The organism is Streptomyces sp. NPDC026515 (genome assembly GCF_055567595.1).
In genome coordinates, this window is sequence record NZ_JBVHQD010000023.1 from 41,742 (window position 1) to 62,094 (window position 20,353).

Here is a 20,353-nt window from a genome sequence, read left to right on the forward strand (position 1 = left end):
TCCTCCCCCAGCCTTCGGCCGGGGGTACCCCCAGCGTCCCTAAAGGGGCGTTGCCTCACTGATCGCCGTGGAGAGTTCGGCCACGTCCTTGTCCTCGGTCACCCTTGCCAGAGTCGTCGCCCGCGATCGCAGCTTCGTGAGGCTCGGCGCTCCCGGCATGTCGTACTCCCCGTTCGCCAGCGCGTCCGCGAAGTACGCGGCCACCGCGGCCACTTGGAAGCGCGGGGACGCCGTCCAGACCGAGTCGCGCAGCGCGCTGGTCTCCACCGAGCCCGTGTTCTCGTGCGGGTCCCTGGTCCGGGGGTCGAGCCAGCGGACCGTGGCCGTCGCCAGGTGGCCGTCCGTGCCCGGCTTGGTGCGGACGGCGTAGAGGGCCGTCACCGTGTGGCCGGGGCCCACCTCGCCGCCGTCCACCCGGTCGTCACGGAAGTCCTCGTCGGCGACCTCGCGGTCGTGGTAGCCGATCAGGCGGAAGTCGGCGACGGTGTGCGGGTCGAAGGCCACCTGGGCCTTGGCGTCGCGGGCCACCAGGTCGATGTTCTGCGGTAGTTGCTCGCAGAACACCCTGGTCGCGGTGGCGGTGTCGGAGACGTACACGGTGTGGCCGTCGCCCTTGTCGGCGAGGCGTTCCATGAGCGCGTCGCCGTAGTCGCTGCCCACGCCCACGCCGAACAGCGTGATGCCGTACTCGCGGCGGTCGCTGTCGATGCGGTTCAGGATGGCGTCCGGTTCGGTCTCGCCGTCGTTGGCGAGGGCGTCGGAGATCAGGACGACGCGGTTGGTGGCGTCCTTGCGCAGGCCGTCGACGGCGGTGGCGTAGCCGGCCTCCACACCTTCGCCGAGGTTGGTGGAGTAGAGGGCGGTGAGGCCGTCGACGGCGCGGTGGATCCGGCCGCGGTGGCCGGCGAGGCGGGTCATCGGCAGGACCGTCTCGGCGTGTTCGCTGAAGGTGACGATCGCGACCGAGTCGTCGTCGCGCAGCCGGTCGGTCATCGTGTCCAGGGACTTCTTCGCGAGGTCCAGCCGGCCCGGCTCGTCCATGGAGCCGGAGACGTCGATGACGAAGGTGAGGGCGGCGGGCGGGCGTTCGCCGGTGGCCTCCTCGGGGCGGGTGGCGAGGCCTATCCGCACCAGGGACCAGTCCGGGTCGGTGGTGCGGGCGCCGTCCACCGTGACCGTGAACCCGTTGTGGTCGGGGGTCGGGTAGTCCTGGCGGAAGCTGTTGACGAACTCCTCGGCACGGACGGTCGAGGGTGCGGGGCGCCGGCCGTCGGCGAGGGTGCGGCGGGCGTAGCCGTAGGACGCGGTGTCCACGTCCAGGGCGAAGGTGGAGAGGTGGTCGGAGGACGGGGCGGTCGCGGAGTCCTCGGGGTGCGGCCGGCTGGGCGCCGGAAGGCCGTCGCTGTATCTGGAGTCACTGGACGAGTGGTCGTGGTCGCCCGCGCTGCAGGCCGTCAGCAGCAGGGCGCCCGCGGTGGTGAGGGCGAGCAGTGCCCCGGTGATCTGCCGTCGGTTCCGGTGTCGGTCCGTCATGGTGCCCCCTGTGCAGGTCGGAGTCGACTTCCTGGCTCTTTGGCCCGGTGTCGACGACTCTGACGGCGCAAGGGGGTGGAACGTGCGACCCGTAGCGTTGCGGATGGATCTCGAACTGGGCACGGACCAGGGGTTTCGAGTCCGGAGGGAGATCGTCCGGTGACCTAGGAGACCACGTCCTTGCGGGCGAAACCCCGGAAGGCCAGGGCGAACAGCACCAGGGCGTACGTTATGGACACCGCGGTGCCCTGGATCATGCCGGACCACTCGGGATGCGGCTGTACGGCGTCCGCCCAGGCGAACTGCCAGTGCGCGGGCAGGAAGTCACGCCAGTGGCCGAGCGCGGTGACCGCGTCCAGGACGTTGCCGACGATGGTCAGGCCGACCGCGCCGCCGACCGCGCCGAGCGGCGCGTCCGTCTTCGTGGAGAGCCAGAACGCCAGTCCCGCGGTGACCAGTTGGGACAGGAAGAGGTACGCCACCACGACCGCGAGGCGCTGGGCCGCGGTGCCGGTGTCGAGTTCGCCGCCGGTCGGGATCTGCAGCGGTCCCCAGCCGTAGGCGGCGGTGCCCACGGCCAGCGCGACCAGGGGCAGCACGATCATCGCGGCCAGGCTGAGGCCGAGGGCGACGACCAGCTTGGACCAGAGCAGCCGGGCCCGGGGCACGGGCGCGGCGAGCAGGTAGCGCAGGGAGGACCAGCCGGCCTCCGAGGCCACCGTGTCCCCGCAGAACAGGGCGACCGGGATGACCAGCAGGAAGCCGGCCGACACGAACAGGTTGACGGCGGCGAAGTTGGCGCCGGACGAGGTGGCCGTGTCCAGCAGGGTCACCTGGCCGTTGCGGGCACCCGGCCGGCCGCCGATCGCGAACGCGATCAGCAGCACGAACGGCAGTGCGGCCAGGATCGCGCCCATCACCAGGGTGCGGCGGCGCTTGAGCTGGCGGACCAGCTCGACCCGCAGCGGCAGGGTGCGGCCCGCCTGATAGCCGGAGGCGACCTCGGTGAGCGTGCTCATGCGGAACCTCCGATCAGGGTGAGGAAGGCGTCTTCGAGACGGCGGTGGGGCCCCACCGACGCCACCGGCACGTCGAGCCGGACGAGTTCGGCGACCAGTCGCGGTGCGCTGCCGCCGGGCTCCATACGGACCAGCAGTCCGTCGTCCGTGCGGGTCACCGAGGCGACGCCGGGCAGCGCGGCGACCTTCTCCACCACCGGCTCCTCCAGGGGCACGCCGGTGCCGACGAGCAGGGTGTCGCCGGAGCCGACGATCTCCGCGACCGGGCCGGCCTGGATCAGCCGGCCGCGGTCCATCACCACGAGGTGGGTGCAGGACTGCTCGACCTCGGCGAGGAGATGGCTGGAGACGATCACCGTACGGCCGGCGGCCGCGTAGCGGATCATCACCTCGCGCATCTCGCGGATCTGCGGCGGGTCGAGGCCGTTGGTCGGTTCGTCGAGGATGAGCAGGTCCGGCAGGCCGAGCATGGCCTGGGCGATGGCGAGGCGCTGGCGCATGCCCTGCGAGTAGGTGCGGACCGCGCGGGCCAGGGCGTCACCGAGGCCCGCGATCTCCAGGGCCTCCTCCAGGTGGGAGTCCGCCGCCGGGCGGCCGGTGGCCTGCCAGTACAGCTCCAGGTTCTCCCGGCCCGAGAGGTGCGGCAGGAAGCCGGCGCCCTCCACGAAGGCGCCGACCCGGGAGAGGACGGGCGCGCCCGGGCGGACGGCGTGGCCGAAGACCCGGATCTCGCCGCCGTCCGGCCTGATCAGGCCCATCAGCATGCGCAGGGTGGTGGTCTTGCCCGCGCCGTTCGGCCCGAGCAGGCCGAGGACCTGGCCCTTCTCGACGCGGAAGGACAGCTCCTGGACCGCGTACCGGTCCGTGGAGCCCGCGTAGCGCTTGCTCAGGTCTGTGATCGTCAGCGGGACTTCGGCGAGTTCGGGGTCCGGCGCCGGGATGGTGGTACGGCGGCGGCCGGTGACCAGCAGGGCCAGGGCGACGAGCGCTCCGGTCAGGGGCAGCCACCACACCCAGGAGGGCAGTGCGGCGGCGGCCGTGTCCACCTGGGGGGCCGTCGGCACGCTGAGGGCGCTCCTGAGGGAGACGGTGTAGACCGCCGGGGCGGTCGGGGAAGCGTAGCCGAGGTCGGTGGAGGCGAGGACCAGGCGCAGGCGGTGGCCCTTCTGCACCTCGTGGTCGATCGCCGGGAGGGTGATCGTGACGTCCTTGCCGGACTTCGTCCCCGCGACGCGGACCGGGGCGACCAGCTGGGCGGGCAGCACCTTCTGGGTGCCGTCCGGGCCGACGTCGTACACCTTGCCGAAGAGGACGGCGTCGTCGCTCGTCGAGGTGAGGTGGACGGTGGCCGTGGGCGAGCCGGTGATCCGCACGTTGTCGGGGACCGGCGCCGAGTCGAAGCGGGCGTACTGGCCCGGGAAGTCCAGGGAGACGCCGACGCCGAGGGAGGAGAGCTGGGCGAGGCCGCCGCCGGCGCCCAGGCCGGGCAGTGCGGAGACGGCGGGCGGGGTGGCGCCCGCCGGGTTCTCGACGCGCTGCGTGCCGCCTGTCAGGGCGATGGACTTCCGGTCGCTCTCCAGGCCGGGGTAGCTGTCCGAGGTCGCGCCGCGCAGCTGGGTGGCGCCGTCGGTGGAGTCGACGCCTCCGGCGCGGGTGATCCGGAAGGCCGGTCCGGTGTCGGTGGCCTTGTCGCCCTTCAGGTAGCGGTCGAACCAGTTGGCGATCCGGCCCTCGACCCGGCTGGTCTCCAGGTCGCCGCCGTCGTGGCCGCCGGCGATCCAGTCGACGTCGACGGGGGCGCCGCCCGCCCGGATCGCCTTCGCGGCGGCGTCGGACTGGGCGAGTGTGAAGAGGGAGTCCGTCTGGCCCTGGAAGAGCAGGGTGGGCACCTTGATGCGGTTGCCGACGGCCGACGGCGAGCGCTCTTCGAGGAGCTTGACCGCGGCCGCGTCCGGCCTGCCCGACTCGGCGACCCGGTCGTACATCGCGCACAGCGCCGGCTCGAACCTGGCGCAGCCGCCGCCGGTGTTGAAGAAGATCCCGGCCCACAGCTTCTTGAACACGCCGTTCGGGAAAAGGGCGTCGGCGAGGTTCCAGTACGTGATCGACGGGGCGATCGCGTCCACGCGCTGGTCGTAGCCCGCGGCCAGCAGGGAGATCGCGCCGCCGTAGGAGCCGCCGGCCATGCCGACGCGGGGGTCGCCGGGCTTGTCGAGCCGGACCTGGGGCTGCCGCGCCAGCCAGTCGATGAGCCGGGAGACGTCGGCGACCTCGCCCTTCGGGTCGTTCAGGCCGATCCGGCCGGTCGATCTGCCGAAGCCGCGGGCGGACCAGGTGAGGACCGCGTACCCCTGGCGGGCGAGGTCCTCGGCCTCCTGACGGGTGTCGGCCTTGGAGCCGCCGAAACCGTGGGCGAGAAGGACGGCGGGGCGTCGGCCGGTGCCGGGGGTGGTGAAGAACGAGGTGTCCAGCCGTACCCCGTCGACGGCCATGACCTTGTCGGACCGGTGCACCGGGGCCGGGTCGTCGGAGGCTAGGGCGGTCCACGTACCGGCGCCTGCGAGCACGACGACGGCGGCCGCGGCGGACAGAAGCCGCCGCGGCCGCCGGAGCGGCGCTCGTAGACCGGGGGGTCGAAGATCCATGCGTTCAACGGTACGGGCCCGGGTCGGCATGCGATGCCGACGGTGGGCTGAACAGCGGGCCATCCCCGAGGAGTAGGAGTACGTCGCCGTGTACTTCGGGTGCGGTACGGCGGGGTGCCCGCAGACGCCGCCGGTGGCCGCCGCGGGCCGGTGGGGGCTGAGCGCGCAGTTCCCCGCGCCCCTCAGGCCGACTGCCCCGCCCCGCACTCACAACAGCCCGCCGCCGCGACCGTGGCCCCCCACAGCCCGGTGAGGGCTGAGCTCGCAGTTCCCCGCGCCCCTCAGACCGGCCGCCCCACCCCGCACTCACAACAGCCCGCCGCCGCGACCGTGGCCCCCCGCAGCCCGGTGAGGGCTGAGCGCGCAGTTCCCAACGCCCCTCAGGCCGGCCGCCCCACCCCGCGACGATTGTCCCCGCAGGCCGGTGAGGGCTGAGCGCGCGGTTTCCCGCGCGCCTTTCGGGGCGCTGCGATCGGCCCCGGTTCAGGACCGGACGTCCTCCGGGAGCGAGACCACCCAGTGGGTTTCCTTGCGGGGGCGGAGGTAGAGGGCCCAGTAGAGGGTGGCCGCCGCCGTGATGCCGCCGGTCCAGAGGAGGTAGGTGGTTTCCTGCTGGGTGAGGATGTAGGCGAGGACGGCGATCAGGAGGATCGGCATCGCCGGCCACAGGGGCATCCGCCAGGCCGGGGTGTGCTTGTGGGCGCCCCGGCGGGCCAGCAGGGCGGCGACGGCGACCAGGAGGTACATGCCGGTCACCGACACGCCCGTCACGCCGTACAGGGTGTCCAGGTTGACGAAGCAGAGCAGCGCGCCGGGGACGCCGACGGCGAGGGTGGCGACCCAGGGGGAGCCGAAGCGGCCCAGGCGGGACAGCGCGCTGTTGACCGGCGCCGGCCAGGCCTTGTCGCGGGCCGAGGCGAACAGGACGCGGGAGTTCTGGATGACCATGACGATGCCCGCGTTGATGATCGCGAGGGCCACGCAGAGGCTGACGAAGGTGCCGACCGCGGAGTTGGACCAGGCGGTGACCATGGAGCTGATGTCGCCGCCGGTGAGGGCCTTGATGTCGGACGCGCCCACGGTGATCGCGGCGACCGGGACCAGGATGATCACCGTGGAGATGGCGAGGGTGGCGAGGACCGTACGGGCGACGTTGCGCCGCGGGTGCTCCAGTTCCTCGGAGAGGTAGACCGCGGTGGAGAAGCCCTGGGTGACGAAGAGGGCGATGGCCAGGCCGGAGACGACCAGCATCGCGGTGACCGTGGTGGTGTGACCCCCGGAGTCCGCGACCTGCATGGAGGTGAGGCTCCCGGCGCCGCGCTGGCTGTGCGAGAAGCCCAGCACCGCCACCACACCGGCAGCGATGACCTCCAGGACCAGGAAGACGCCGGTGATCCAGGCATTCGCCCGCAGGTCCAGCAGACCGGCCAGGGTAGCCAGGAGCATCACGCCGGCGCCCGTCATCGCGGGGTCCAGGTGGACGATCGGGGCCAGGTAGTCCGCCGTGCCCATCGCTATCACCGGGGGCACGATCATCACGACGAGGAGGGAGAGGACGAAGACCAGCCAGCCGGCCAGCCGCCCCGCCATCGTGGAGACCATCGCGTACTCGCCGCCCGCGCTCGGGATGAGGGTGCCCAGCTCCGAGTAGCAGAACGCCACGGCGATACAGAGGAGGGAGCCGATGGCGATCGTCAGGGCGGTGGCGGTGCCGAGGGACCCGAACAGGTCGGGGACGACCACGAACAGGGTCGAGGCGGGGGTCACGCAGGAGAGGGTCAGGAGGGTGCCGCCGACCACGCCGATGGAGCGCTTGAGCGTCTTGGGGCTGTCGGACACCTCGGGGAGGGCGGTCTCGACAGGGCGGAGCGTGTCGGTCATGCGGCGTTCCGATCGACTGAAGCGGCGAGGGGTTTCGGCCGGGAGCGTTATCGCCTCCGGCGGCTCGTCTCGTACGTCTCTTCGTCCGCTCCCGGTTGCGATGCATGGAACCCCGACGAAAACCATTGCGTCAATGGTTGTTGACCTACGGAATTCGTTGATCCACTCGCTGATTTCCGCGTATGCGTCGGTACGAGGCAGGCGGTTCCGCGCCGTGGTCCCGTACGAGAATCGCAGCGCGGGCGTCAAAAAAACGTGAAGACGTCCGGTATCCGGACCTGTCAGTGTGTCCCCCTAGAGTCGTCGACAACAGGGCTCACAACCGAATCACAGCAATGGGTGGGGACTCATGAAGCTGAAGTACACCGCTGCCTGGGTGGGGTTCACGGCGGCGGCGATGGTCGCGGTGTCCGCGTGCGGCTCCGGCGGCGTGAAGACGGCCACCGCGGCCGTGGACGGCGCGGACAAGATCATGTCGGTGCTGTCGCACGCGACCGACCAGACCGACCGGCTCGGCTCGGCGAAGGTCAGGATGAGCACCGCGATCGGCACGGGCACCCCGATCACGATGAACGGCACCTTCTCCTGGGGAGACGGCCTGGCGATGGACGTCCTGATGGACACCAAGGCCGCGAAGATGGAGGCGCTCCAGCACAGCCCGACCATCCGGACCCTGTTCGTGGACGGCGCGTACTACTACGACGTCGACCCGCAGGCCTCCGGCCCGCTCGAGGGCAAGCAGTGGATGAAGATCGACTCGTCCGCCCTCCTCGGCGACAAGGGCGCCGAGGCCTTCAGCGGGAACAGCGCGGGCAACCCGGTGGCCACGCTGAAGTACCTCAAGTACGCGGACCACGTGAAGAACTTCGGCACGGAGACCGTCGACGGGCAGCGCGCGACCCACTACCGGGCCGTCGTCGACCAGGCGCAGATGGGGAAGTTCAAGGACGTCTACGGCAGTGACGGCCTGAGCGCGGTGACCGGCGGCGGCTCGATGACGATGAACCTGTGGCTGAACGCCAAGGACCTGCCGGTCCGCCTGAAGGAGCGGATCGGCAAGGTCACCGTGACCATGGACTTCGAGAAGTTCGGCGCCACCGCCCCGGTGAAGGCCCCGCCGGCCGCCCAGACCGCCGACCTCACCAAGACGATCGAGAACGCCCGGAAGCAGCAGGGCTGACCCCGGACGCGCCGGTGCCCCGCCGCTCCGAGGAGCGGCGGGGCACCGGCGTTCTCAGTGGTTGCGCGGGAAGCCCAGGTCGACGCCGGACGGGGCCTCGGACGGGTCCGGCCAGCGGGTCGTGACGACCTTGCCGCGGGTGTAGAAGTGCGTGCCGTCGTTGCCGTAGATGTGGTGGTCGCCGAAGAGCGAGTCCTTCCAGCCGCCGAAGCTGTGGTAGCCCACGGGGACCGGGATCGGGACGTTCACACCGACCATGCCGGCCTCGATCTCCAGCTGGAAGCGGCGGGCCGCGCCGCCGTCCCGGGTGAAGATCGCGGTGCCGTTGCCGAACGGTGAGGCGTTGATGAGGGCCACACCGTCCTCGTAGGTGTCCACGCGCAGGACGCACAGGACGGGTCCGAAGATCTCGTCCTGGTAGGCCTTCGCGGTGGTGGGCACCTTGTCGAGGAGCGAGATGCCGATCCAGTGGCCGTCCTCGAAGCCCTCCACCGTGTAGCCGGTGCCGTCGAGGACCACCTCGGCACCCTCGGCGGCGGCACCGGAGACGTACGACGCCACCTTGTCGCGGTGGACGGCGGTGATCAGCGGGCCCATCTCGGAGGCCGGGTCGTTGCCGGGGCCGATCTTGATCTTCTCGGCGCGCTCGCGGATCCTCGCCACCAGCTCGTCGCCGATCGAGCCGACCGCGACGACGGCCGAGATGGCCATGCAGCGCTCGCCCGCCGAGCCGTAGGCGGCGGAGACGGCCGCGTCGGCCGCCGCGTCCAGGTCGGCGTCGGGGAGGACCAGCATGTGGTTCTTGGCGCCGCCGAGGGCCTGCACCCGCTTGTGGTTGGCCGAGGCGGTGGTGTGGATGTAGCGGGCGATCGGGGTCGAGCCGACGAAGGAGACGGCCTTGACGTCCGGGTGCTCCAGGAGCCGGTCCACGGCCACCTTGTCGCCGTGCACGACGTTGAAGACGCCGTCGGGCAGGCCGGCCTCGGCCAGCAGCTCGGCGATCCTGATCGAGGCGGAGGGGTCCTTCTCGGACGGCTTGAGGACGAAGGTGTTCCCGGTCGCGATGGCGATCGGGAACATCCACATCGGGACCATCGCCGGGAAGTTGAACGGCGTGATGCCCGCGACCACGCCCAGCGGCTGGCGGATCGAGGAGACGTCCACGCGGCTGGCGACCTGGGTCGACAGCTCGCCCTTCAGCTGGACGTTGATACCGCAGGCGAGGTCCACGATCTCCAGGCCGCGGGCGACCTCGCCGAGCGCGTCCGAGTGCACCTTGCCGTGCTCGGCGGTGATCAGCTCGGCGATCGCGTCCCGGTTGGCGTCCAGCAGGGCGCGGAAGCGGAACAGGATCTCCGTACGCTTGGCCAGCGAGGACTGGCCCCAGGTCGCGTAGGCCTCCTTGGCGGCCTGGACAGCCGCGTCGACCTCGTCGACCGAGGCGAACGCGACCTTGGTGGTGACGGCGCCGGTCGCCGGGTCGGTGACCGGCCCGTACGTGCCCGACGCGCCTTCGACGGTCTTGCCGCCGATCCAGTGGTTGACGATCTTCGTCATGACCGGTTACTCCTTCACAGATGGCGGCGTCGGGTCGAGACGTGCCGTTCGTACAGCTCACGTGCCTTGACCGCGGAGGATCGGGTCGCGGTCGCGGCCACAGGTACATCCCACCAGGCCTGCGCGGGAGGCGGGCCCGACACAGTGTCGGCCGTTTCGGTCTCCACGTAGACACATGTGGGAGTGTCGGCGGCCCGCGCCTCGGCGAGCGCCGAGCGCAGGTCATCGACGGTCTTGGCGCGCAGGACGCGCATGCCGAGGCTGGCCGCGTTGGCGGCCAGGTCGACGGGGAGCGGGGCGCCGGTCAGGGTGCCGTCCGCCGCGGGGACGCGGTAGGCGGTGCCGAACCGCTCGCCGCCCACCGACTCGGAGAGTCCGCCGATGGAGGCGTAGCCGTGGTTCTGCACCAGCAGCACCTTGATGGCGATCCCCTCCTGTACGGCCGTGACGATCTCGGTCGGCATCATCAGATACGTGCCGTCGCCGACCAGCGCCCAGACGTTCCGCTCGGGCGCGGCGAGTTTCACCCCGATGGCGGCCGGGATCTCGTAGCCCATGCACGAGTAGCCGTACTCCAGGTGGTACTGGTCCCGTGACCGCGTCCGCCACATCCGGTGCAGGTCCCCGGGGAGCGAACCGGCCGCGTTGACCAGGATGTCGCTCTCGTCGACGAGCGCGTCCAGGGCGCCGAGGACCTGCGGCTGGGTCGGCCGGACGTCCGGCTCCTCGCCCTCGTAACAGGCGTCGACGCGCTGTTCCCAGCGTTCCTTGTCCTCGGTGTACTCGGTGACGTACGAGTCGGCCACCCGGTGGTCGTGCCGGGCCAGTGCCCCGGTCAGCTCCGCGAGGCCGCCGCGGGCGTCGGCGATCAGCGGCAGGCCGGCGAGCTTGTGACCGTCCAGGGGCGCGATGTTGAGGTTGAGGAAGCGGACGTCCGGGTTCTCGAAGAGGGTGCCGGAGGCCGTGGTGAAGTCGGTGTAGCGGGTGCCGACGCCGATCACCAGGTCGGCGGTCCGGGAGAGTTCGTCGGCGGTGGCGGTGCCGGTGTGACCGACGCCGCCGACGTCCTGCGGATGGTCCCAGCGCAGCGAGCCCTTGCCGGCCTGGGTGGACGCGACCGGAATGCGGGTGGCCTCGGCGAACTCGGCGAGAACGGCTTCGGCGCGGCTGTGGTGGACCCCGCCGCCCGCGATGACCAGGGGACGGGCGGCGGCCCTGATCGCCCTGACGGCGGCGGCCAGTTCGACGGGGTCCGCGCCCGGCCGCCGTACCGTCCACACCCGCTCGGCGAAGAACTCCGCGGGCCAGTCGTACGCCTCGGCCTGGACGTCCTGCGGGAGCGCGAGCGTCACGGCGCCGGTGTCGACGGGGTCGGTCAGCACCCGCATGGCGTGCAGGGCGGCCGGGATCAGCTGCTCGGGGCGGGTGATCCGGTCGAAGAACCTCGACACGGGGCGCAGCGTGTCGTTGACCGACACGTCGGCGGCGTGCGGGACTTCGAGCTGCTGGAGGACCGGGTCGGCGGGGCGGCCGGCGAAGACGTCGCCGGGCAGCAGCAGGACCGGGAGGTGGTTGATGGTGGCGAGGGCGGCGCCGGTGACCAGGTTGGTGGCGCCGGGGCCGATGGAGGTGGTGACGGCGTGCGTGGCGAGACGGTTCGACTGACGCGCGTAGCCGACGGCCGCGTGCACCATCGCCTGTTCGTTACGGCCCTGGTGGTACGGCATCTCGTCCGCGTACTCGACGAGCGCCTGGCCGAGTCCCGCCACGTTGCCGTGGCCGAAGATGCCCCAGGTGGCGCCGATCAGGCGGCGGCGCTCGCCGTCCCGTTCGGTGTACTGGGCGGCGAGGAAGCGGACAAGCGCCTGCGCGACGGTGAGCCGTATCGTCATCGATACCCCTCGGTGTGATCCGGGTGGAAGCAGATCCGCCACTCCCGCGTCTCACCCGGCCCCGCCATGACGTTCAGGTAGTACATGTCGTGCCCGGGCTGCGCGATCGACGGGCCGTGCCATCCGTCGGGAACGAGCACGGCGTCGCCGGAGCGGACCTCGGCGAGGACGTCCGTTCCGCCCTCACGGGAGGGGAATACGCGCTGATAGCCGAAACCGTTCGGTCCGTCGATCTCGAAGTAGTAGATCTCCTCCAGCTCCGACTCCTCACCGGGCCGGTACTCGTCGTGCTTGTGCGACGGGTACGAGGACCAGTTGCCGCCCGGGGTGACGACCTCCACGGCGATGAGCTTGTCGCAGTCGAACGCGTCCGCGGAGGCGAAGTTGCGCACCTGCCGGGCGGCGGTGCCACTGCCGCGGTCTTCGACGGGGACCTCCGGCGCGGGGCCGTAGCGGGCGGGGAGTCGTCGCTCGCACTTCGCTCCTGCCAGGGCGAAGCGGCCTCCCGCGCCGGAGGCGATCTGGACCTGGGTGTCCCGGGGCACGTAGACGAAGTCGGAGACTCCGGCGAACACGCTCTCCCGGCCCAGGATCTGGAACTCGGTTCCCTCTGTTCGCACCGTACAACCGCCTTGCAGCGGAAGCACGATCCACTCACTGTCCCCGGTGGTGAACAAGTGGCTTCCACCAGGCGGCAGTTCGACGATCCGGAGACTGCTGTGCGCCCAGCCGGCCCGCTTCGGGTCGACGTCGAGCACGTACTGTGCGTTCGCGGTCGAACCCTTGGTCAGGTGCAGCTCGTTCGTCGTCATCGGGGCCTCACAGCAGTCCTACGGCGGTGTCCACGGCGGCGGCCACGTCGCCGTCCGCCGGGTAGAGCAGCGAGCGGCCGACCACCAGACCGCGCACGGTGGGGAGTCGGAGGGCGCTGCGCCACTTCTCGTACGCCCCGGCTTGTTCCTCGACGGTGCCCCCGACCTCGCCTCCCAGCAGCACGGCGGGCAGCGTGGACGTCTCCATGACCTGGGCCATGTCGTCGGGGTTCTCGGTGACCGGGAGCTTCAGCCAGGTGTAGGCGGAACTCCCGCCCAGTCCCGAGGCGATGGCGATGGACCGGGTGACCGCCTCCGCGGACAGGTCGTTCCTGACCTTGCCCTCGGGGGTGCGGCTGCTGATGAACGGCTCGACGAAGACCGGGAGCCGGCGGGCGGCCATGTCGTCGATGGCACGGGCGGTGGACTCCAGGGTGGTCAGCGAGCCCGGGTCGTCGTAGTCGATCCGCAGCAGCAGCTTGCCGGCGTCGAACCCGAGGCGCTGTATGTCCTCGGCGCGGTGGCCGGTGAACCGGTCGTCGAGTTCGAAGCGGGCGCCCTGCAGTCCGCCGCGGTTCATCGAGCCCATGACGACCTTGCCGTCCAGGACGCCGAGCAGCAGCAGGTCGTCGAGGATGTCGGCGGTGGCGAGGACACCGTCGACGCCGGGCCGGGACAGCGCCAGGCAGAGCCGCTCCAGCAGTTCCGCCCGGTTGGCCATGGCGAGCCGGTCGCCACCCACGCCGAGGGCGCCGCGGGCCGGGTGGTCGGCGGCGACGATCATCAGCCTGCCGTCCGCGTCGAGGAGCGGCCGGCGGGTTCTTCGCGCGGCCGCCTCGGCGATGGCCTCGGGGTGGTGGGTGCGGGTGTGGACGAGGGCCGCGATGTCGACGTCCGGCCGCCTGGCGGGGGCCGCGCCGTCGTGGTGCGCGCCCGCGACCCGGCCGGCCCTCACAGCACCGCTCCGGCGGCGAGCGCGGCGGCGATCTCCTCGCCGGTCGGCATCGCGGACGAGCACTCCAGGCGGGAGGCGACGATGGCGCCGGCCGCGTTGGCGTGCCGCATGGTCTTCTCCAGGTCCCAGCCTTCGAGGAGCCCGTGACAGAGGGAGCCGCCGAAGGCGTCACCGGCCCCGAGTCCGTTGAGGACGGTCACGGGCAGCGGCGGCACCTCGGCGCAGTCGCCGTCGCGGTGGACGGCGAGGACGCCCTTGGGCCCCTGCTTGACGACGGCGATCTCGACCCCGGCGTCGAGCAGGGCCTGCGCGGCGGCCTGCGGCTCGCGCACGCCGGTCGCCACCTCGACCTCGTCGAGGTTGCCGACGGCGACCGTGGTGTGCTTGAGGGCCTCGGCGTAGAAGGGGCGGGCCGACTCCGGGTCGCTCCAGAACATCGGGCGCCAGTCGAGGTCGAAGACGGTGGTGCCGGTCCTGGCCCGGTGGGCGAGGGCGGCGAGGGTCGCCGTACGGCTGGGTTCCTCGCTCAGACCGGTGCCGGTGACCCAGAAGATCCGGGTCTCGCGGACCGCGTCGAGGTCCAGGTCGTGGGCGTCGATCTCCAGGTCCGGGGCCTTGGGCTGCCGGTAGAAGTAGAGCGGGAAGTCGTCCGGCGGGAAGACCTCGCAGAAGGTGACCGGGGTGTTCAGTCCGGGGACCGCGGTGACCCAGCGGTCGTCCACCCCGAAGCCGCGCAGCGCCTCGTGCAGGTAGGCGCCGAAGGCGTCCTGGCCGGTGCGGCTGATGACGGCGGTGTTCCGGCCGAGGCGGGCGGCCGCCACCGCCACGTTCGTCGCCGACCCGCCGAGGAACTTGCCGAAGGACGACACCTGGGCGAGCGGGACACCGGTCTGGAGCGGATAGAGATCCACCCCGATCCGCCCCATGGTGATCAGGTCGTACGCCATCGGTTTCCCTTCGTCACGGCTCTCCCCCGGTTTGTAGTCCTGGACAGGAGGTCGTGTCAATGGTTTGTCCGGACATTCTGACGACACCACATCGCGTACCGGCCCGGCGCGATGGTCCGGACCCCGTCACACCGCCTCCCCCATGTCAACGCGCCCCGCCGATGACCCGGCGTGCGGCTGTGCCCCAGCCGTGTCACAAATAACCTCCTCGTGTCACACATGTCGCGCCTACGCGGGTTCTCGGTCACACCAGATCCACAGCCGCTTGCCCACAGTCACTCTCCGTCGTTCACCGGGCACAGGCTTTGTGATCGCCAGCGCAGCGCCCGGCTCCCCCGACGACCGCCCCCGGTCGCCCCCGCGGTGCGCGCAGGGAGGTGCATCCCATGACCGACCGACGGCTCTGGTCCTACAAGGAGATCGCGGCGCACATCCGGGTGCAGCCCGACACCGTCCGCTCGTACCGCAAACACGGGCTGCTTCCGCCACCCGACCACGTCGAGGGCGGCAAGCCCTACTGGTACGCCGACACCGTCCGTGCCTGGGTCGCCTCCAGGCCGGGCAACAGAAACCGCAGAGAGGCCTGAGCCGTGCCCGGCGGGGCGCTCAGGCCCAGGGCTCGATGACCGTCACCCCCGACCCGGGCGCCTCGCCCATCGCCGCCAGGGCCCGCGGAGCCGCGTCCAGGGTGATCGTCGAGGTCACCAGGAGGTCGGGGCGGAGGGTGCCCGCGCGGACCAGTTCGAGCATGGCGGGGTAGGTGTGCGCCGCCATGCCGTGGCTGCCGAGGAGTTCCAGCTCCAGGGCGAGGGCACGGGCCAGGGGTACGGGGGTGGTGGCGTCCGGGGACGGCACCAGACCCACCTGGACGTGACGGCCGCGGCGGCGCAGGGAGTTGACCGAGGCGGCGGCGGTGGGCGGTGAACCGAGGGCGTCCAGGGAGAGATGACTGCCGCCGGCGGTCAGCTCGCGGACCGCCGCCGCGGGGTCGGCGCCGTCCCCCGCGGCGACGCAGTGCGCCGCGCCGAACTCCCGGGCCAGCTCCAGGGCTCTGGGCGACACGTCGACCGCGACGACGCGCGCCCCGGCCGCCACCGCGATCATCACCGCCGACAGGCCCACGCCTCCGCAGCCGTACACCGACACCCACTCCCCCGCCGCGACCCGGCCCCGCTGCACCACCGCGCGGAACGCGGTCGCGAAGCGGCAGCCCAGGGCGGCGGCCGTGGTGTACGCCATGTCGTCCGGGATCGTCACCAGGTTCACGTCGGCGTGGTCCAGGGCCACGTAGTGGGCGAAGGAGCCCCAGTGGGTGAAGCCGGGCTGTGTCTGGCGTTCGCAGACCTGCTGGTCGCCGGCCGCGCAGGACGGGCAGCCGCCGCAGGCGCAGACGAACGGCACGGTGACCCGGTCGCCGGGGCGCGCGCCGGTCACCGCGACGCCGGCCTCCTCGACCACACCGGCGAGTTCATGGCCGGGCACGTGCGGGAGCGTGATGTCCGGGTCGTGACCCGCCCAGCCGTGCCAGTCGCTGCGGCACAGACCAGTGGCCTCGACCCGGACCACCACGCCGTGCGGGGCCGGCCGGGGGTCGGGGACGTCCCGCACCTCGGCGGGGCCGCCGTACCGGTCGAAGACGACTGCTCGCATGGGCGGGTGCTCCTTTCGGGGACTGCGCGAAGGCTAAGCGGCACACGGCCCTCGGCACAGGACCGCGTGCCGACGCCCCCACGGCGAAGCCCCGCACCGACCCGTCCGCACACACGGCGGGACGGCCCACCACCCGGACTCCCGCACCGGACCGGCTCCCGGACCGGCCCCGCGGGGGTGGTGCGGCGCCCGGTTTTCGTCGGGTCCGCGGTGCGGGGTGACTCCCCGCACCCTCTCCGGACTGCGACATCCGGCGCATATGCCTAGAGTGCGGGTAATCGCGTCACTCCAGTTCCACCAGCCCCGATCCGCCATGCGCCGCGCGCGCCCGCAGGAGCACCCAGGGGGACCCCCGCCGTGACCCACTCTCCGTCGCCCCGTCGGCCACAGGCCCGCATCCCCCGTCCGCAGCAGCCGCCACCGCCGTACCCGCGCATCCGGACCGGTCTGTGGAAGCGCTGCCTCGGCGGCGGGCTCACCCTGTGGACCCTGACCGCGGCGGTGACGTACGCGACGAAGGACACCTCGCTGCTGCCGACCCTCATCCTGCTCGGCGGCTTTCTGGTCCCGGTCGTCTTCGTGCTGTGGGCCTACGAGCGGCACGGCCGCGACCTAGGGGTCAGCGCGATCCTCGGCTGCTTCCTGACCGGCGGCTTGCTCGGGGTGCTGGGCGCCTCCGTGATGGAGTCCTACCTCGTCCGCCCCTCCTGGGGGATGTTCGTCTGCGTCGGCCTGATCGAGGAGGCGGCGAAGCTCGGCGCGCTGGTGTTCGTGCTGCGCCGGCAGCCCGGGATCCGCGGCCTGCGGGCCGGGCTGGTCCTCGGCGCCTCCGTCGGCTTCGGCTTCGCGGCCCTGGAGAGCGCCGGCTACGCCTTCGACGCGGCGGTCTCCACCACGGGCATCGACCTGCGGGCACTGATCGAGACGGAGATCCTGCGCGGGGTACCGGCCCCCTTCGGGCACGGCCTGTGGACGGCCGTCGCGGGCGGGGTCCTGCTGTCGTACCGCCGCCCGAACGGGCGCTTCCGCCTCCCCCTCCCGGTCGCGGGCACCTACCTGGGCGTGGCCCTGCTGCACGCCCTGTGGGACTCCACGCACGGCATCGCGATCCGGCTGGCGGCACAGCTGGCGGGCACCGGACCGGCCCGGCAGCTGTTCGCCGCCGGGTACATCCCGCGCCCCACCGCCGCACAGCAGCACCTCTTCACCCTGTTCTCGGTCGGCCTGCTGGTGCTCGTCTCGCTGCTCGGCGTCGCCTGGGTGACCTCGCTGGCGCGCCGGGACCCCTCTTGGAGAAATACCCCCTAGGGGTATAGTGTGAAAACAGTGGGGTTCCCTCGCGGGCCCCACCGGCCCCACCGGCCCCACGCGCCTCGACGAGGAGAACGACATGACCGCCCAGACCGACACCCCGGGTTCCGTGACCGCCGTCTACCAGGTGACCGGCATGAGCTGCGGACACTGCGAGGGCTCCGTCTCCGCCGAGCTCTCCGGACTGCCCGGCGTCACTTCGGTGAAGGCGGTCGCGTCCAGCGGCGAGGTCACGGTCGTCTCCGCCGCCCCGCTCGACGAGGAGGCGGTCCGCGCCGCCGTCGACGAGGCGGGCTTCGAACTCGTCGGCCGCATCTGACATCGAGGCCACGGCGGGCGGTACCCGCAGGACGAGCAACACGCGCAGTACGTACGAGGAAGACGTATCCCCCGCCGGGCCGTGCCGACCAGCTGATACTGGATCCGTACGGTCCGGTCCGTCGTCTGGAGTCCGGACATGACCAGCACCACCACCGCACAGACCCGGATAGCCGAGCCGCTCCCCGGCCCCAAGGCCGAGGTCGAGCTTCTCATCGGCGGGATGACCTGCGCCTCCTGCGCGGCCCGGGTCGAGAAGAAGCTCAACCGGATGGACGGCGTCACGGCCACCGTGAACTACGCGACCGAGAAGGCGAAGGTGACATACCCCGGGGGGGTCCAGGTCGCCGATCTGATCGCCGTGGTCGAGAGGACCGGGTACACCGCCGAGGAGCCCGCGCCGCCGGAGCCGGAGCCGGAACAGGAACCGCGGGAGGGCCCCGAGCGGGATCCCGAACTCGCCGCCCTCCGCCGGCGCCTGCTCGTCTGCGCCCTGCTGGCGGCGCCGGTGGTGCTGCTCGCCATGGTCCCGGCGTGGCAGTTCGACAACTGGCAGTGGCTGTCCCTGACCCTCGCCGCTCCGGTGGTCGTCTGGGGAGGCCTGCCGTTCCACCGGGCCGCCTGGACCAACGCCCGGCACGGCGCGGCCACCATGGACACCCTGGTCTCGGTCGGCACGCTGGCCGCGTTCGGCTGGTCGCTGTGGGCGCTGTTCCTCGGTGAGGCGGGCATGGCCGGCATGCACGACGAGTTCCGGTTCACCGTCTCCCGTTCGGACGGCGGCATGGGGGGCGCCTCCTCGATCTACCTGGAGGTCGCCTCCGGCGTCGTCGCGCTGATCCTGCTCGGCCGCTATCTGGAGGCCCGCTCCAAGCGGCGCGCGGGGGCGGCCCTGCGGGCGCTGATGGAGCTGGGCGCCAAGGACGTGGCGGTGCTGCGGGCCGGGCGCGAGGTGCGGGTCCCGGTGGCGTCGCTGACGGTCGGCGACCGGTTCGTCGTACGGCCCGGGGAGAAGATCGCGACCGACGGGACCGTGGTCGAGGGTGCCTCGGCGGTGGACGCGTCGATGCTGACCGGCGAGTCGGTGCCGGTGGACGTCACCGTGGGCGACACCGTCACCGGCGCGACCGTCAACGCGGGCGGGCGGCTGGTCGTGGAGGCCGGCCGGGTCGGGGCCGACACCCAGCTCGCCCGGATGGCGCGGCTGGTGGAGGACGCACAGAACGGCAAGGCAGAGGTGCAGCGGCTCGCCGACCGGATCTCCGCCGTCTTCGTGCCCGTCGTCATCGTGATCGCGCTCGGCACCTTCGCGGTCTGGCTCGGTGTCACCGGTGACACGGCAGCCGCCTTCACGGCCGCGGTCGCCGTGCTGATCATCGCCTGTCCGTGCGCCCTGGGCCTGGCCACGCCGACGGCCCTGATGGTCGGCACCGGGCGGGGCGCGCAGCTCGGCATCCTCATCAAGGGCCCGGAGGTGCTGGAGTCCACGCACCGGGTCGACACCGTCGTGCTGGACAAGACCGGGACGGTGACCACCGGGCGGATGAGCCTGCAGGAGGTGTACGTCGCCGACGGCGCCGACAAGGACGAGGTGCTGCGGCTCGCGGGCGCCCTCGAACACGCCTCGGAGCATCCGGTGGCACGGGCGATCGCCGCGGGGGCCGAGGAGCGGGTCGGGGCCCTGCCGGCGGCCGCACACTTCGAGAACGTCCCCGGGCGGGGCGTACGCGGACGCGTGGACGGCCGCGAGGTGGCCGTGGGGCGCCTCTTCGACGCCGTACCGCAGGAGTTGGCCGCCGCCCTCTCCCGGGCCGAGGAGGAGGGCCGTACGGCCGTCCTGGCCGGCTGGGACGGCCGGGCCCGCGCCGTCCTCGCCGTCGCGGACACGGTCAAGGAGTCCAGCGCCGAGGCGGTGCGCGAACTGCGCGCCCTCGGGCTGACGCCGGTGCTGCTGACCGGGGACAGCCGGACGGTGGCCGAGTCGGTCGCCCGGGCGGTCGGCATCGACTCCCGGGACGTGATCGCCGAGGTGCTGCCCGAGGAGAAGGTCGACGTCGTACGACGGCTGCGGCGTGAGGGGCGCACGGTCGCCATGGTCGGTGACGGCGTCAACGACGCGGCCGCGCTGGCCGCCGCCGACCTGGGGCTCGCGATGGGCACGGGGACGGACGCGGCGATCGAGGCCGGCGACCTGACCCTGGTCCGCGGCGACCTGCGGGTGGCGGCGGACGCCATCCGGCTCTCCCGGCGGACCCTCGCCACCATCAAGGGCAACCTCGTGTGGGCCTTCGGCTACAACGTGGCCGCGCTCCCGCTGGCCGCCGCCGGACTGCTCAATCCGATGATCGCGGGGGCCGCGATGGCCTTCTCGTCCGTGTTCGTGGTGACCAACAGCCTGCGGCTGCGCACCTTCCGCTGAAAGTTACCGCCGGTTCGCGGCAGCGGATGCGGAAGTCCCCCTGGAGTCCGACGCGCACCTCACATAAGCTCTTCACAAGGCTCGCGCATCATCCTTACGCTTGAGCTCCGATCGCCGTATCGGGGCTCTTGCGCATCTAACGGACATATGCAAGAGACGCAGATCACAGTGATGCGAACGTAACCATCGAAGGGGTTCGAAGGTCTAAGTTGGCGATGTCAGACCAGCGTCTTG

Annotated in this window: 15 protein-coding genes; 5 read left to right on the forward strand and 10 right to left on the reverse strand. The window is 72.0% G+C overall.

The window, feature by feature from the left end; genetic code table 11:
* Positions 1-39 precede the first annotated feature (39 nt).
* The 4 genes from ACZ4O3_RS36185 to ACZ4O3_RS36200 form a co-directional block, all read right to left on the reverse strand.
* A complete protein-coding gene (locus ACZ4O3_RS36185; RefSeq protein WP_467726410.1) occupies positions 40-1,533 on the reverse strand; it encodes a vWA domain-containing protein in 1,494 nt (497 codons plus the stop codon).
* Between the two features lie 164 nt (positions 1,534-1,697).
* Positions 1,698-2,552, reverse strand: coding sequence for an ABC transporter permease (locus tag ACZ4O3_RS36190; protein WP_362720123.1), 855 nt, complete (start codon positions 2,550-2,552; stop codon positions 1,698-1,700).
* Positions 2,549-5,197: a CocE/NonD family hydrolase gene (locus tag ACZ4O3_RS36195; protein WP_467726413.1), complete on the reverse strand. Its 2,649-nt coding sequence runs from the start codon at positions 5,195-5,197 to the stop codon at positions 2,549-2,551. The genes ACZ4O3_RS36190 and ACZ4O3_RS36195 overlap by 4 nt, the downstream gene beginning before the upstream one ends.
* A gap of 483 nt (positions 5,198-5,680) precedes the next feature.
* Positions 5,681-7,078: an APC family permease gene (locus ACZ4O3_RS36200; RefSeq protein WP_467726415.1), complete on the reverse strand. Its 1,398-nt coding sequence runs from the start codon at positions 7,076-7,078 to the stop codon at positions 5,681-5,683.
* Positions 7,079-7,427: 349 nt separating this feature from the next.
* On the opposite strand from ACZ4O3_RS36200, the gene ACZ4O3_RS36205 reads away from it, so the two are divergent.
* Complete coding sequence (locus ACZ4O3_RS36205; protein WP_467726417.1) at positions 7,428-8,258, forward strand: SCO4651 family lipoprotein; 831 nt, start codon at positions 7,428-7,430, stop codon at positions 8,256-8,258.
* Between the two features lie 54 nt (positions 8,259-8,312).
* On the opposite strand, the gene mmsA is transcribed toward ACZ4O3_RS36205, so the two are convergent.
* The 5 genes from mmsA to iolC all read right to left on the reverse strand — a co-directional run bounded on the left by mmsA (position 8,313) and on the right by iolC (position 14,421).
* On the reverse strand, positions 8,313-9,815 hold the full coding sequence (mmsA, locus tag ACZ4O3_RS36210) for a CoA-acylating methylmalonate-semialdehyde dehydrogenase (protein ID WP_362723721.1): 1,503 nt from the start codon (positions 9,813-9,815) through the stop codon (positions 8,313-8,315).
* 14 nt (positions 9,816-9,829) lie between these two features.
* Entirely contained in the window at positions 9,830-11,707 is a 1,878-nt protein-coding gene (iolD, locus tag ACZ4O3_RS36215) for a 3D-(3,5/4)-trihydroxycyclohexane-1,2-dione acylhydrolase (decyclizing) (protein WP_467726419.1), read from the reverse strand.
* Positions 11,704-12,519 carry a 5-deoxy-glucuronate isomerase gene (gene iolB, locus ACZ4O3_RS36220; protein WP_362723715.1) on the reverse strand — a complete coding sequence of 272 codons (816 nt, stop codon included), beginning with the start codon at positions 12,517-12,519 and terminating at the stop codon, positions 11,704-11,706. Before iolB ends, iolD begins: the two co-directional genes overlap by 4 nt.
* Before the next feature lie 7 nt (positions 12,520-12,526).
* Complete coding sequence (locus ACZ4O3_RS36225; RefSeq protein WP_362723724.1) at positions 12,527-13,405, reverse strand: Cgl0159 family (beta/alpha)8-fold protein; 879 nt, start codon at positions 13,403-13,405, stop codon at positions 12,527-12,529.
* 65 nt (positions 13,406-13,470) lie between these two features.
* Positions 13,471-14,421 carry a 5-dehydro-2-deoxygluconokinase gene (gene iolC / locus ACZ4O3_RS36230; protein ID WP_384998793.1) on the reverse strand — a complete coding sequence of 317 codons (951 nt, stop codon included), beginning with the start codon at positions 14,419-14,421 and terminating at the stop codon, positions 13,471-13,473.
* Between the two features lie 386 nt (positions 14,422-14,807).
* Here iolC and ACZ4O3_RS36235 point away from each other — a divergent pair, with 386 nt between their 5' ends.
* Positions 14,808-15,008 carry a helix-turn-helix transcriptional regulator gene (locus ACZ4O3_RS36235; protein ID WP_351690851.1) on the forward strand — a complete coding sequence of 67 codons (201 nt, stop codon included), beginning with the start codon at positions 14,808-14,810 and terminating at the stop codon, positions 15,006-15,008.
* Positions 15,009-15,027: 19 nt separating this feature from the next.
* On the opposite strand, the gene ACZ4O3_RS36240 is transcribed toward ACZ4O3_RS36235, so the two are convergent.
* The gene (locus tag ACZ4O3_RS36240; RefSeq protein WP_384998790.1) at positions 15,028-16,071 is read right to left on the reverse strand and encodes a zinc-binding dehydrogenase; all 1,044 of its coding nucleotides are present in this window, start codon (positions 16,069-16,071) and stop codon (positions 15,028-15,030) included.
* Between the two features lie 357 nt (positions 16,072-16,428).
* Here ACZ4O3_RS36240 and ACZ4O3_RS36245 point away from each other — a divergent pair, with 357 nt between their 5' ends.
* The 3 genes from ACZ4O3_RS36245 (at position 16,429) to ACZ4O3_RS36255 (ending at position 20,119) form a co-directional block, all read left to right on the forward strand.
* Positions 16,429-17,379, forward strand: coding sequence for a PrsW family intramembrane metalloprotease (locus ACZ4O3_RS36245; RefSeq protein WP_467726422.1), 951 nt, complete (start codon positions 16,429-16,431; stop codon positions 17,377-17,379).
* Positions 17,380-17,461: 82 nt separating this feature from the next.
* Positions 17,462-17,701, forward strand: a complete 240-nt coding sequence (locus ACZ4O3_RS36250) for a heavy-metal-associated domain-containing protein (RefSeq protein ID WP_362729297.1) — start codon at positions 17,462-17,464, stop codon at positions 17,699-17,701.
* Between the two features lie 138 nt (positions 17,702-17,839).
* Positions 17,840-20,119, forward strand: coding sequence for a heavy metal translocating P-type ATPase (locus ACZ4O3_RS36255; protein ID WP_467726423.1), 2,280 nt, complete (start codon positions 17,840-17,842; stop codon positions 20,117-20,119).
* Positions 20,120-20,353: the final 234 nt, after the last annotated feature.